The sequence below is a fragment of the Aeromonas sp. 1HA1 genome, assembly GCF_029237385.1.
In the GTDB taxonomy this organism is placed as follows: Bacteria; Pseudomonadota; Gammaproteobacteria; order Enterobacterales; family Aeromonadaceae; genus Aeromonas; species Aeromonas popoffii.
Window position 1 is genome coordinate 1 of the sequence record NZ_JAACGC010000010.1, and the last position, 12,753, is coordinate 12,753.

At 55.1% G+C, this 12,753-nt stretch carries 13 protein-coding genes; 2 read left to right on the forward strand and 11 right to left on the reverse strand.

What is annotated here, in order from left to right; all coding sequences use genetic code 11:
* Positions 1–246: 246 nt before the first annotated feature.
* The 7 genes from GWQ22_RS05235 to GWQ22_RS05265 all read right to left on the reverse strand — a co-directional run bounded on the left by GWQ22_RS05235 (position 247) and on the right by GWQ22_RS05265 (position 6,137).
* Entirely contained in the window at positions 247–624 is a 378-nt protein-coding gene (locus GWQ22_RS05235) for a PLDc N-terminal domain-containing protein (RefSeq protein WP_275929661.1), read from the reverse strand.
* Positions 625–693: 69 nt separating this feature from the next.
* The gene (locus GWQ22_RS05240; protein ID WP_275929662.1) at positions 694–918 is read right to left on the reverse strand and encodes a hypothetical protein; all 225 of its coding nucleotides are present in this window, start codon (positions 916–918) and stop codon (positions 694–696) included.
* Between the two features lie 67 nt (positions 919–985).
* On the reverse strand, positions 986–1,492 hold the full coding sequence (locus GWQ22_RS05245) for a hypothetical protein (RefSeq protein ID WP_275929663.1): 507 nt from the start codon (positions 1,490–1,492) through the stop codon (positions 986–988).
* Positions 1,493–1,565: 73 nt separating this feature from the next.
* Positions 1,566–2,015 (reverse strand): AfaD family invasin, encoded by a 450-nt coding sequence (gene afaD / locus GWQ22_RS05250; protein ID WP_212514587.1) that lies wholly within the window; start codon positions 2,013–2,015, stop codon positions 1,566–1,568.
* A 52-nt stretch (positions 2,016–2,067) separates the two neighbouring features.
* Positions 2,068–4,581, reverse strand: a complete 2,514-nt coding sequence (locus GWQ22_RS05255; RefSeq protein WP_275929664.1) for a fimbrial biogenesis outer membrane usher protein — start codon at positions 4,579–4,581, stop codon at positions 2,068–2,070.
* Positions 4,582–4,641: 60 nt separating this feature from the next.
* Positions 4,642–5,418, reverse strand: coding sequence for a fimbria/pilus periplasmic chaperone (locus GWQ22_RS05260; RefSeq protein ID WP_275929665.1), 777 nt, complete (start codon positions 5,416–5,418; stop codon positions 4,642–4,644).
* A gap of 197 nt (positions 5,419–5,615) precedes the next feature.
* Complete coding sequence (locus GWQ22_RS05265; protein ID WP_275929666.1) at positions 5,616–6,137, reverse strand: hypothetical protein; 522 nt, start codon at positions 6,135–6,137, stop codon at positions 5,616–5,618.
* Between the two features lie 282 nt (positions 6,138–6,419).
* Between GWQ22_RS05265 and GWQ22_RS05270 the strand changes: the two genes are divergently transcribed.
* Positions 6,420–6,752 (forward strand): hypothetical protein, encoded by a 333-nt coding sequence (locus tag GWQ22_RS05270; RefSeq protein ID WP_275929667.1) that lies wholly within the window; start codon positions 6,420–6,422, stop codon positions 6,750–6,752.
* A 579-nt stretch (positions 6,753–7,331) separates the two neighbouring features.
* On the opposite strand, the gene GWQ22_RS05275 is transcribed toward GWQ22_RS05270, so the two are convergent.
* The 3 genes from GWQ22_RS05275 to ftnA form a co-directional block, all read right to left on the reverse strand.
* Positions 7,332–7,826 carry a hypothetical protein gene (locus GWQ22_RS05275; protein ID WP_212514592.1) on the reverse strand — a complete coding sequence of 165 codons (495 nt, stop codon included), beginning with the start codon at positions 7,824–7,826 and terminating at the stop codon, positions 7,332–7,334.
* A 374-nt stretch (positions 7,827–8,200) separates the two neighbouring features.
* On the reverse strand, positions 8,201–9,385 hold the full coding sequence (locus GWQ22_RS05280) for an NAD(P)/FAD-dependent oxidoreductase (RefSeq protein ID WP_181364691.1): 1,185 nt from the start codon (positions 9,383–9,385) through the stop codon (positions 8,201–8,203).
* 238 nt (positions 9,386–9,623) lie between these two features.
* Positions 9,624–10,148: a non-heme ferritin gene (gene ftnA, locus GWQ22_RS05285; RefSeq protein ID WP_042035624.1), complete on the reverse strand. Its 525-nt coding sequence runs from the start codon at positions 10,146–10,148 to the stop codon at positions 9,624–9,626.
* 208 nt (positions 10,149–10,356) lie between these two features.
* Between ftnA and GWQ22_RS05290 the strand changes: the two genes are divergently transcribed.
* Positions 10,357–11,454: a GGDEF domain-containing protein gene (locus tag GWQ22_RS05290; RefSeq protein ID WP_345893624.1), complete on the forward strand. Its 1,098-nt coding sequence runs from the start codon at positions 10,357–10,359 to the stop codon at positions 11,452–11,454.
* Between the two features lie 21 nt (positions 11,455–11,475).
* Here the strand turns inward: GWQ22_RS05290 and fabV are convergent, their stop codons facing one another.
* Entirely contained in the window at positions 11,476–12,663 is a 1,188-nt protein-coding gene (gene fabV, locus GWQ22_RS05295) for an enoyl-ACP reductase FabV (protein ID WP_275929669.1), read from the reverse strand.
* Between the last annotated feature and the right edge of the window lie 90 nt (positions 12,664–12,753).

Here is a 12,753-nt window from a genome sequence, read left to right on the forward strand (position 1 = left end):
GCCAGTCAGCGAATTCCATCAGGGACAGAGGCAGTAGCCTCGATCACAGTCCGGATCTATGGCTGCAATCTCAACCTAACTCACCGTCATCGATTGAAGGCTTGGCAAACCGGGGCGACCATCTATGAACACCCTTGGCCTGCCTGTCAGAAAGCCCCAAGTGTGGCGGTCACTTGGGGCTGGGGACGTTATAACCTGATGGCTGATGTAACCCGGTTGAGCGACAACATGTGGCGCTGCATGTGCTTAGGCCAGTGCTTTGGCTTTGAGTTGGGCATATTCATCGACATTGATCGCGCCATTATCGAGCAAGACTTTGGCTTCCCAGATCTGCTGGGCCGATGATTTACCCGCCACTTGCCGAATATAGTCTTCGGTATCTGATTTGGCCCGCTGCATCGCATCACGTTGACGCCGGGCCATGCCTGCGCCGTTGCTAACAATGTAAATCAGCGCGGTAAACATCGGCAAAAATATCAGTCCGAGGATCCACAGAGCTTTAAATCCGCCACCCATTTCAGTGTTGCGAAACAGATCGCCGACGATCTGGAACAGCACCAAAAGGTAAGCGATAAAGATAAAACTTGAGAGTATTAACCAGAAGAAATCCCAGAAATTGCTCATGTTAGTGCGGCTCCTTTATGTTGCCTAATTAGTAGAGGTGTAGCCGGCGCAAACTCGCCGGCGATAGTGTTACTCGGGTTTGCGCATCGCGGCTTTTAGCCAGCCGCGCAGCAGCGACCAGAGTACGCTGCCGGTGAGCATGCCAAGCACGTAAACGCCGACGATCAGCAGCGATGCTGGCAGCGTCAGGCTCATATTAAGCAGCGAAACGGTGACAAGGCTTATATTTTGAATTTTAAACAGCAAAACAGTCGTCGTGATGACGATGATTAACACGGCGTAAACGTAACGCATAGACCCCCTGTACTGATGATTAAATGTCTCAAAAATAAATATATGGCTTGATGAATGAGGAGGATATCTAGCCTGTTATTTTAGCGCAGTATGTCATTGGCATTGTTTTTGTTGACAAGTAATATCCTTTTTCATTTTTTGTCAAAAAAAGCACCATGGTATTATCCGGGGCAATATAAAAATCCGAGAATAATGTTCCTGATAAAGAAGTGATATCAATATCGTCAACTTCCGTCTTCCAGTTTCTTTTTGAAATAAGAAGGATATCACCATTCACAATGTTGACATCAAAAAGGACCCGACGGCTAATTGCACCATGATAAACACCCTTGCGATAGATATTCCCATCAATATAGAAAACACCATTTTCATGGCTCATTGAAAGTTCAATTTTCACATTAACCGAAAGGTCAAGGCCGGCTCTGTTTATGAGCACATTTGCAGTGCACCTTGTTATTTCATCACGTTCATCATCACCCCAAAAGTTAGCGATAAAAATAAGTGGGACTATGATAAAAACGAAAATATAAACCCCACCCCATTTTGATATCAACAATGGAATCATCTTTAACAATAATATTTCCTGGATAAAAGCCTTTAGCAAAGGCTAATCAAGCGATAAGTCTCTTGGATTATTTTTTGTTACTTCAGGGTAATAATACCGCACCTTTTAATGCCAGTGAGTAATGATCGGCTATCACCGTCTGATCCCCATCAACCACCACATCAAAGGTGGCACTGTTTCCGCCATCACGCAGGATAATCCCTTTGCCTCCTTCATTGTCTGGCTGCCAGCCTGGATACTCTATCCGTATGCGCAACTTATTGTTGCTGTTATTTTGCCCAATCAGCACATAACGGTTAGGCTGCGGCCCTGACTTGGTAGCATCACTCCACACCTGAAAGCCAAGGTGCTCGCCGTCATACTCTATCAGCCCCTTGCCAATACGGAATTCACCGTTGATACGGCCAGAGAGCAGGCCACTGTTTATTTGCAGATTAAGCTGCGGGGTATCCGCAGCCTGCGCTAACGACAATCCAGCGCTGCAAGCAGCCAGCCAGACGCCAAAACCCCAATAAAAAAACCGCTTTAGCATAATTGCCTCTCGTTACAGTAGCCTGCTTGGCAACTGCTCTGGTTAATTGCCGCTAACTGCACACTGAGTTCATGACATACATATCCGCAGAGCCACGCTCTTTCGGCAACTGGAAATTCACACGGCACTGTTGTTGCTGGCTTTGCCCCCACCTTACTGACAACTCCCCTTTTGCCGGTAAGCCGGTCAGATAAACCACGCCGTTATTATCTACAACCCCGGCAATCGTCGCCTGCTCTCCCAGCATGGCTATTGCCCCGAACGGCACGCTAGTACCATCCTCGCGGGTCAGCGTCATCAGCGCTCGCGCACCAATACGGGTGGCAAACGTTGCCGGGATCACCGCGCCCTGAGTGGGCACCACCGTCATATCCGTCTGCGTGACTTCCGCATTCGAGGGAAAATTGCTCGGATCCAGACTCACGTTGTTTTCCTGATACGGGTTGAGATAAGCCTGTGTGGTATAACCACGAAAATCTGTTCTCACACCGGGCCACCCGCCGACCTGAACGCCTGAAGCACCCGGTGCCTCCACCAATGCCACGGTATCACTCAGCGGCTGACCAAAGGTAACACCGTTACGGTGCATGACCATGCCGCCCGACACATCGGCCCCCATTTGCCGGATGTTGGAGTTATAGCTGTAGTTGCCACCCACCTGACCGTAACCACCGTACCATCTCAGCTGCAGTCTGCTGTTGTCACGATCACCACTATCCACACCCGAGCGATAACGCTGGCTAGCATGCCAGGACAACCGGCGATCAAGTGCCTGGCCATTAAGCCCGACTTCCTGTGAATCATTGCCATTCGACGGGGAGTCGAATCGGTAGGTCGCATTGGTGGTGCCCCCCAGCAAGCGATGCAGCGGCATGCTGAACATCACGCTGGTGATGTGATCGTTTTGTTGCTCACCGACAACGCCGGCACGTCGGTTCTGCGTCCAGTTCAGTGACAGGTGTCCCCCGGCTACCCCAACGCCATAGCTGGCACCAAACGAATCATTATTACCAGAACGATCCCGGAAGCTGTCGCGGGTGCCATTCAGGTTGATATATCCCCACTCCCCCAGGGACTGGCTCAAGGTCAGCCTGGTGCTCGCTTTACGCTGATCCTGATTGCTGTCAGAGCCATCGGCATTATTGCGATAGCTGCCCAACACATCAGACAGCGTCTGGTAGCCAGAGGAGCTGTACTGGGAATTAGACAACGCCAGCGTGGTGTTGGTCGCGTCGACCGTTTTACTGTAACGCGTGCGCCAGGCTCCCCCCGTCTCGCTCTCCTCCCCCTGACGTTGCCCGCGTGCTGTCGTGTTATCTACCGACACACCGCCCCAGCTCCCCAAAGAAACGCCAAGACCCAGTGCTGCCGATTGGTAATGATCGGCGCCTTGTGCGCCGCCATACACCGTCAGGTTCCAGGGCAAACCATACATCATGGTTGCCTGGCCAACCGTGGCTTCATCAACGGAAGAATCTGCCGCACGGTATTGCCCGGCCATCAGATTGTATTTGAGATAGCCCTCACGCAGCGCAATGGCTGGCGTGTTAAAGGGCACAGTAAATATTTGCGGGTTGCCATCGGTTTCCCATACGGTAACCTGCAAATTCCCGCCAGACATACCCGGCGATAAATCATTTAACGCAAACGGGCCCGGTGCCACAGTGGCATTATATATGGTGAAGCCATTCTGTTTGACTTCCACCCGCGCCTGGGTACGCGCAATACCACGCACCACGGGCGCAAATTCGCGCTGGTTAAACGGCACCATCGCCTCATCCGAACCCAGCATAGCCCCACGAAAAGGCACGCTGTCAAAAATGTCTGATGGGGTAAAACGCTCCCCCAGCGTTACGCGGCTTTTGAGGTCATACAACCCATACTCCGCGTAGGTATACGCCGTTTGCCATTTGCCTTCCTGCTCGCCCTGCTTCTGCCAAGTCGTGGCATTACGCAAACGCCATGCCCCCAGGTTAGCGCCGGGTTGCAATTGAACAAAACTCGAATCGCTGCTGGCACTCGCCCCGGTGCGATATTCTGTCCGGTTCGTGTTGGCCTGATAGTTCATCAACAACACAGGAATGCCATCATCCCATAACTCTCTGGGCGCAATACCGGTCAACATTGGCCGTAATGAGACCTGCGGAATGCTTAACAGCAGCTGTTGCTCATAGAACTGAAAATCCACCGTCGCGTGTGGAATAGCGGATAAATTCGCGCAGTCATCCGTTTGCTCCTTCGCCTGCGGCGGCTTGCCAGCGGACAAAAGAGGGTAGTTTTCAACTCTGACACCATAACGTGACAGCACCTCCACACTCAGGCAGGGTTGCAGAAGCGGCTGGCCTTGCGCATTGGTCTCTTGCCGGAACAACACATCGCGGGAACCGACCCGATTACCATTGACCAGGATGTCAACAGGGTAGACCCCTGGCAGTTGCCCCCCCTGGTTAAACAGGGCCGCATCTGCGTTGTCTATACCCAAACTGGACAGATCAAAGGTATAAGTGCGCGCATCGACCGAGCAGCACACCAAACTCACAGCCAAACCTGGCAATAAACACTTCATATGACGTCTATCTCTCCACAAGCGAGGTTAATAACCCGGCAGTGTCTTGCAACCCTGCGACTAGAGCGACGCCTGATACATACGGCTCTGGCCGCCGACATCGGTAATCACTTGCCACTGCACTTGTCCGGCCGCCCCTTTGGGCAAGGTAAAGCTGTGTGAAGAGAAGGGGGCAATATGTTGCAGTTGTTCAACATTCACTCCCCCCACGGTCACCCGGCTCAGGTTAATATAGAAGGGGGTCGGATTATTGGCATTCAGGGTATTGCCCTGCCGTGTCCAGACCAGTGATGAGGCACGGTCCGCCAACTGCCCGATGCCGGACGGGCGCACCAGCAGCTTGATGCAGTTGTGCACACTGACCTGCACATTCAACGCCACCGCTTTAGGTGCTGCAGATTTGCCCTCTTTATCCGCGGCCCAGGCATCATCGCTCTGGGGGGGAATGCCGGTGACACACAACCAATGCAGCTTTTCACGATCGCCCGGCAGTGGGCTGCCGGTGTGCACCACCCGCAGGCGGCTTCGCTGCTGCCCATCCAACCGGAACAAGGGCGGTGTCACCAAAAACGGGGCCGGTGTGGTTCTATCTTCGGCAAACACCTGTGAACGCACCAGCATAGGGTAGTTCTGCTGATTATGCACCGCTATGGTGGTGCCATTGGCAGCCGGGTTATAGATCAGCCGGCTGGCCCCCAACTTCAGCTCAAAGGGTTGGGTCGTGGTTTCCACCGGTAGCTCGGCGGCGTGTGTCAGTGTACTCAGCAGCACCAGCGCAATACCGAGGGCAGGCAGTGGGTGCTTTCTGGTGGGGGTGATATATTGCCTTATTAACATGATGACTCCTGTATGCTAAACAAATGTTTAAAAACATTGTAGCTCAAAAACATATATGTTGGCGCTGAAGCAGGAATGTTTCCTTAGCTGGCTAGTAAAAATAACAGGGCGATCGGATATTAACGCGGTAGCAACCGCTACCGCGTTAGGTGTCTTATACTTCCCTCAAATACTCAGAGGGATTGGGGCTAGAATACTTACTCTACCCAACGTTGAGCTGAAACATTGATTGTATAGGTATCCGCCATTACTGTTTGATTTACAGATGCCTTGATCGAATATTCCATAGATTCTGACCCATCGTTGGATATATCTACATAACCAGCTCCAACGTTGCGGATGACTCCATAATCAGGGGGGGCAATCTTCACCTTTAAAATATTTGTGCCTGTCGTATTACCAGGGATATTCCGGTGTAGAAAGCCACCAGCGTCGCCCCCATCAGTTCCATTAGTAATGGATAAGCGAACCCCTTGTAAAGCACTACCTGCAGTATCTACAATACCGTTGGCTAATATAGTGTCGGCAACCAAGTCACCCGCATTCATTTCATCTCTAACAGCGTTAAGAGTGTGGCTCATGGCGACCGCTCCTATAAAACCGATAGTTACATCAGTAGCTGCAACAGGACCTGATACTGTTCCTGAACCCGTAGCAAATGCAGCGCCGGAAGAAAACACCATGGCCAAAGCTATGGAAGAAATTGCATATTTTTTCATTTTGGCATCCTACAAGTAATAATCAATTACAACGGCAAAGAGAAGATTCAATGTTTTCTTTCGCCAATCGCTTTACCCACCACAGTAGTGCTCACATTTCTATATTACCTCCCTGCCGTTCTGCACTATTCCGTTCTGTACTGTGGTTTCGCTGTTGATACTGCCTCAAGCAGCCCAGAATGATGAGTGAACTCGTTTTATTAAAATTTAATAATATTGATAAAAACCAATGAGTTGAGCTGTGCGCACGCCCGCAGCGGCCTGACCACCGTGGTTTATGGTATGCAGAACAAGCAGTTACCCAAGGCCCCTCGATCTCTCTTTTTGAAGCCGCCGAACGTGGCAGGCGGCTGTGGCATCCGTCACAAAACAGGCGAGAAAAGGGATAAATGGCTTGCGCATCGACAACAAAGCCACTTTGTCGCCCCCATGCCCGCATTTGAAGCTCCCGCGCTGACGCCAGCGGCTGGCGATCGCACGCCATGGCCCCTGTTTATGCCCCCTGCAACAATCTTATCTCTTTCTTATTCAGCAATCGTGAGCTTCTCAGAGAGACGTTCACCCTCTGTATGGCAATCTGTTTCTTTCACAAAAAACACATTAAAATCATCATGATAAATTTAAATTCAGGGATGGCGGCACGGTGTGCTTGCTTGTGCCAAGGCACAGGCCAGGTTGGCAAGCACTTGCGGGGGGTAAACGTGCCCACGCTGGCGCAGCAGCGACGCCGGCGACGGTAGCGAGAGGCGGTGATATGCACGCGATTTTTATGGGGGGTTTGGGCGTCTGACTGGCTGCTGGCGGGGCTGGATTGTCGTTAGCGCAGGCTGGCTATCCCGCCGCTTACTCTTCATATACACAGTGGCCTGTGCTCTGGTCATATCGCTCTGGTCATATCGCTCTGGTCATATCGCTCTGGTCATATCGCTCTGGTCATATCGCTCTGGTCATATCGCTCTGGTCATATCACTCTGATCAAATAAAGGGTGAATACCGTGTTGGCCAGCGGGGACAAAATATGATGGCGGGCACCCCGGCTATCAGGGATGGCTTTTTATCATGCCAATGAGCATGCAATACAGACGGGATCATGCAACAGGCAAAGGGGGATAAAGAGACGGGCGTCTCTTTATTTCACGCCCCCAGTGAACGGTGACTTAGCATGTGATAACGACATGCTCGATATATCTATTGTTATAATGCATATAAATAAGCATTAATAACAAGTTGATATGTCCCTGCTGCCACCCTTTGCGAGTGAGCCGCACGCACGACGTAGCGCCAATCACTTTTTGGCTCAGTGGCCGATAGCACGAACGCATTTATCGCGTTATCCACTAAAAATGTTTGCCCCGCATCAGGATTAAAGAAGGAGACCGTTAATGTATTATTGGAATTTTCCAACGAAGGGATGATATGGCTATTCGTCTTATCTGGTGTTCCCGACGCCCAGGCTAACGCTATCGATGTTTCTTTAGGTATCGTCTGCACATACCCCAGGGCGACGGGTGTTCCTTCATTTAACTGGCCAGCAAGCAAGCCCCGCTCTGGCACCAAAGTGTGGCTGACACTTTGCGGATCTGAAATAATGATATCGGCGGTAGCCAAGGTCGGCACACTTAAGTACTCGGCTTGAGATTCGAAGGCCAGCGCCATCATAGCAATAACGGCCATTTTCATATATTTCATATCGCTCCCTAACGCCAAGGTTGAGCAAAGCAGGCTGCTTTTTTCAGGAAAACCTATCCTATGAAAAATTATAGCTACTCGCTCCCATCTTCATCACCCATTATTGTCATCAGCAACCATATTCATTATTAAAAATAACAAACCGTTGTAAAATCTAACCATAATCGGAACAGGCGTCAAGAACACGGCCCGCTTGTGTCCTCCCCCTCACAGTGGGACAGCTAAACACCAGGCTCAGGTCTGGATTGTCAGCAGCCAGGCGGTCCATCCCACCTTGCCCTTATGGCACGGCACATACCGCCACGGTAACCGCTGCTCCTGACTCAACAAAGGGTATAAGGTAGCCCGTTCCGCCCGCTGGGCACAGGCTCCGATCAGCAGTATTGCCCCGCCACCCAACCCGATGACCAGGCCCACTGGAAGTTGTAGCCACCGAGCCAGCCGGTCACGTCCACCACCTCGCCGATAAAGTAGAGACCGGGCACCTTGCGCGCCGCCATGGTCTTGGAAGAGAGCTCGTTGGTATCCACGCCCCCCAGCGTCACCTCGGCAGTGCGATAGCCTTCGGTGCCGTTCGGCAGGATCTGCCAATCCCCCAGCAGGGTGGCGATGGCCTCCAGCTCCCGCTCGTTGTACTGACGCATGGGCTTGTTATTCAGCTGGCCCAGCTCCACCAGCTTGTCGACGAAGCGCTTGGGCAGCTCGCGTCCCAGCACAGTCTTCAGCTCCTGCGCAGGATGGGCCTGCGCCCATGCCTTGAGGGCCGCCGCAATATCCAGCTCGGGCAGCAGGTTGAGGTGGATCTTCTCCCCCGCCAGCCAAAACGAGGAGATTTGCAGTATGGCGGGGCCGGAGAGGCCACGGTGGGTGAACAGCATGGCCTCCTTGAAGCGGGTGCCATCTTCGGCGGTCACGGCCACCGGCAGGCTGACCCCGGCCAGATCGGCAAAGGCCTCCTTGTCGGCCTGATGGAGGGTAAAAGGCACCAGACCAGCGCGAGTGGGCAGCACAGCAAGGCCGAATTGCTCCGCCAGCTTGAAGCCATACGGGGTGGCACCGAGCTTGGGCATGGAGAGGCCGCCCGTGGCCACCACCAGCGAGTGGCAGCTTATCTCCCCTTGGCTGGTCGCGAGCACAAAGCCGGTATCGGATTTGCTGACGCTCAGGATCTCGGTCTGGAACTGCAGGGTCACCCCGGCCCAGTCGCACTCGGTGAGCAGCACGTCGACTATCTCCCTGGCGCTCTCGTCACAGAACAGCTGGCCCAGCGTCTTCTCGTGGTAGTTGACCCCGTGCCGGTCCACCAGATCGATGAAGTCCTGCTGGGTATAACGCGCCAGCGCCGACTTGCAAAAGTGGGGATTGCCCGAGAGGAAGGCGTGGGGCCCGGTCTGATGGTTGGTGAAGTTGCAACGACCCCCCCCGCTGATAAGGATCTTGCGGCCCGGCTTCTTGGCGTTGTCGAGCAACAGCACGGAGCGGCCCCGATAGCCGGCCTGCGCCGCACACATCAAACCGGCCGCACCGGCCCCGATCACCACCACATCAACCTGCTTCATCATCACTCACTCATCCAAATAAAAACGGCCCCGTTATACGACAGACCGTCATTGTACCCAGCAGAAGCCACCGCTGTGGTTTCATGGCAGCATCAATAGAAAACGGCCCCGTTATACGAAAGACCGTCATTGTACCCAGCAGAAGCCACCGCAGTGGTTTCATGGCAGCATCAATAGAAAACGGCCCCGATACGAGGGGCCGTTATTGTACTGGCTGAACACTAAGTGTCCACGACTATCAGGCGTTGCCATCCATGACGCTGGCAGGGGCGCCCTTGGCCAGCTCGGCCAGCTCCTTGTCGATGAAGTAGAGACCCTTGCCATCCTCACCCACCAGCGACAGACGGTCGACGATGCTCTTGAACAGCTTCTCCTCTTCATGCTGCTCGGCCACGTACCACTGCAGGAAATTGAAGGTGGAGTAGTCCTGGGTAGTGAACGCCACATGGGCCAGGCCGTTGATGCACTTGGTGATGTGGTACTCGTGCTCCAGGGTGGTGCGGAAGATGTCACCCAGCGAGTTGAACTCGTGGGGAGGCGCACCTATGGCGCCCAGCATCGGCATGGCACCGGTCTCGCTCACGTAGGTGAACAGGCGCTCCATGTGCTGACGCTCCTCGACCGCGTGCTTACGCAGGAAGGTGGCGGCCCCTTCGAAACCCTTGTCCTCGCACCAGGCGCTCATCTGCAGGTAGAGATTGGAGGAATAGAATTCAAGATTAATCTGCTCGTTCAACTTCTCGATCATGGCTTTGGCCAACATGATGATTCTCCACTGTGATTTGGTCACGATTGTCGCCACTGTTTCATCACGAATCAACCAGATACGACAGCCCAGGCTCTCAGTTGTGACAGCTTGCACCTCATCCTGCCCCCCATACGGTTATAGAGAAGCAAAGAAACATGGTGTAGGTGGATTCAGCCATTATGATGGCCCCAGTGGTCGGGGAAAGGATTCAATGAGATTCATAATGGCACTGGCACTGCTCTGGATAACCCAGTTGCAGGCCACTCCCTCCTTGCAGGAAGAGGCTGAATGGCAGGCGGGGCGCGATCCCGTCGGCTATCTGCGGCGCCTTGATGCCCACCCACAGCAGGATATGGAGGAACTGGATAAGGCTCTCGCCCTGTTGTCCCAGCGCAAGCCAGCCGTCACCGACCACCTGATGCCGGACTCCGGGTGGCATGCCCTGAACGGGCTCGCCCTCTATCGCACCGGGCACGTCAGTGTCCGCCGCAAAGCGCTGCAAGCCAGATTGCTGGCCGATCAGGGGCGCTATCCCGAGGCCTATCACGCGCTGATCGACTACATGCGCGAGTACAAGCAGCACTTCAACCAGACCCCGAGCCAGCATGCCGCCGCCTTCCAGGCCGAGATGGCGCTGGCCCGCAGCGAGGCCAGCAACCGGGCGCTGCAACAGGAGAACGAACGCCAGCGCAAGCAACTGCTGCATCAACAGAGTGCCCGCAACTACCAGCTGGTGCTGGTCGGCCTGCTGGCCAGCGCCCTGCTGCTGCTGGGGATCACTACCCACAGGCTGCACCGCAGTTCACGCCACCTCTACAAACTCGCTACCTTCGATCAGCTGACCGATCTGCCCAACCGTCGTGCGCTGCTGGAACGGCTGGCCACCCGGTGGCAGCAGGAGGGCCCGCTCACCCTGCTCATCATCGACATAGATCACTTCAAGCAGATCAACGACCGCCATGGTCATCAGGCAGGGGACAGGGCGATCCAGCTGCTGGCGCGGGAGCTGAGATCCTGGGCACCCGACCTGCAACTGGTCGGGCGTTGGGGAGGCGAGGAGTTTCTGGTGGCGGTGCCGCTGCCGGCGGAGGATTGCTGGCATCTGGCCGAGCAGCTGCGCCAGCGGATTGCCCTGCTAGACAACCCCCGCATGACCATCAGCACAGGGGTTGCCGGGCGCTCACCGGCCGACGAGAGGCTGGGCCAGCTTATTCACCGGGCCGACATGGCCATGTATCAGGCCAAGCGCCAGGGCCGCAACCAGACCATATTGGCGACGATCCCTTCGGCGCAGGATGAACTAGCCAGCAGCGTGGCCTGAATAAACGGGAGGGATGGAGGATCATGGCACCAGCTCGGTCAGCGAGGCCAGATCCACCGGTGCCCGGTAATCCACGCCCGGCAGCTCGAAACCATTGAGCTGCATGAAATCCTGCCGCAGCCCGACGAAATCCCCCAGGGCATGGAAGTTGTCCGGCGTCACCTTGGACCAGAGGGTTGAGACAGCGGCCTGAATGGCCGGGTCCAGCTCGTGGTCATCCAGCCGGATCAGCCGGTTGCCATCGGCCACCACCCCATTGGGCCCGTACATCTTGGCGGCAAACAGCCGCTGCATCTGCTCGATGCAGCCTTCGTGCACGCCGCGCTCCTTCATCACCCCCATCAACAGCCCCAGATAGACGGGCAACACAGGAATGTAGGCGCTCGCCTTGGTCACCAGCGCCTTGCAGACCGACACCCAGGCGTGACCACCTACTTCCGCCAGTTGCAGGTTGATGGTCTCGGCGGTGGCGTGCAGATGCTCCTTGGCGTAGCCGATGGTGCCATCCCGATAGAGGGGATAGGTGGATTCGGGGCCGATATAGGAGTAGGCCACGGTCCGGGCGCCGGCAGCAAGGCAACCCGCCTGCTGCAACGCCTTCATCCAGAGCAGCCAATCATCCCCGCCCATCACGGTGACGGTATCGCGGATCTCCTCCGGGGTGGCAGGCTCCAGGGATTGCTGCACCAGGGTATCCTGCTCCAGATCCAGCCCCCAACCGCTGAACGGCTGGCCGGTGGTCTTGAGCACGGAGCGCACTTGCGTGCCATCCGGCAGCACCCGAATGCCGCTCGCCAGCGAGTAGATCACCAGATCCACCTGCCCCAGCTGCTGGCGTATGGTGTCGATGGCATGCTGGCGCATGAGATCCGAGAAGGCATCACCGATCAGGTTGATGGCAATGCGTCCCTCCTGCTCCGCCGCCTTGCGAAACCAGATGTTGTTGTACCAGCCCGCGCTGCCGAGCCCCTTGTCAGACGGGCCCCGCTCGAACGAAACGCCGACGGTATCGGCACCGGCGCCGAAGGTGAGCGCGATGCGCGAGGCCAGCCCGAAACCGGAGGAGGCCCCCAGCACCAGCACCCGCTTGGGCCCGTTGAACCGGCCCGCCGCCCTGACGCTGGCAATCTGTTGCAACACGGCGGCGCGGCAGCCGATGGGGTGACAGTTGCGCGCAACGCAACCCTGGATCTGCGGGTGAATGATCATCAAGGGATCTCCAAAGGAACTGGCTACAGCATAACCAGGCAGCCACGGATTACCTTGATGTCGGGCGGGATATCGGCAGGAAGGGAGCAG

Bases quoted from the DNA above. Each gene is read 5' to 3' on its own strand.
- GWQ22_RS05235 (WP_275929661.1), bottom strand. From the start codon at position 624: ATGAGCAATTTCTGGGATTTCTTCTGGTTAATACTCTCAAGTTTTATC.
- GWQ22_RS05240 (WP_275929662.1), bottom strand. From the start codon at position 918: ATGCGTTACGTTTACGCCGTGTTAATCATCGTCATCACGACGACTGTT.
- afaD (WP_212514587.1), bottom strand. From the start codon at position 2,015: ATGCTAAAGCGGTTTTTTTATTGGGGTTTTGGCGTCTGGCTGGCTGCT.
- GWQ22_RS05255 (WP_275929664.1), bottom strand. From the start codon at position 4,581: ATGAAGTGTTTATTGCCAGGTTTGGCTGTGAGTTTGGTGTGCTGCTCG.
- GWQ22_RS05260 (WP_275929665.1), bottom strand. From the start codon at position 5,418: ATGTTAATAAGGCAATATATCACCCCCACCAGAAAGCACCCACTGCCT.
- GWQ22_RS05265 (WP_275929666.1), bottom strand. From the start codon at position 6,137: ATGAAAAAATATGCAATTTCTTCCATAGCTTTGGCCATGGTGTTTTCT.
- GWQ22_RS05270 (WP_275929667.1), top strand. From the start codon at position 6,420: ATGCAGAACAAGCAGTTACCCAAGGCCCCTCGATCTCTCTTTTTGAAG.
- GWQ22_RS05275 (WP_212514592.1), bottom strand. From the start codon at position 7,826: ATGAAATATATGAAAATGGCCGTTATTGCTATGATGGCGCTGGCCTTC.
- GWQ22_RS05280 (WP_181364691.1), bottom strand. From the start codon at position 9,385: ATGAAGCAGGTTGATGTGGTGGTGATCGGGGCCGGTGCGGCCGGTTTG.
- ftnA (WP_042035624.1), bottom strand. From the start codon at position 10,148: ATGTTGGCCAAAGCCATGATCGAGAAGTTGAACGAGCAGATTAATCTT.
- GWQ22_RS05290 (WP_345893624.1), top strand. From the start codon at position 10,357: ATGGCACTGGCACTGCTCTGGATAACCCAGTTGCAGGCCACTCCCTCC.
- fabV (WP_275929669.1), bottom strand. From the start codon at position 12,663: ATGATCATTCACCCGCAGATCCAGGGTTGCGTTGCGCGCAACTGTCAC.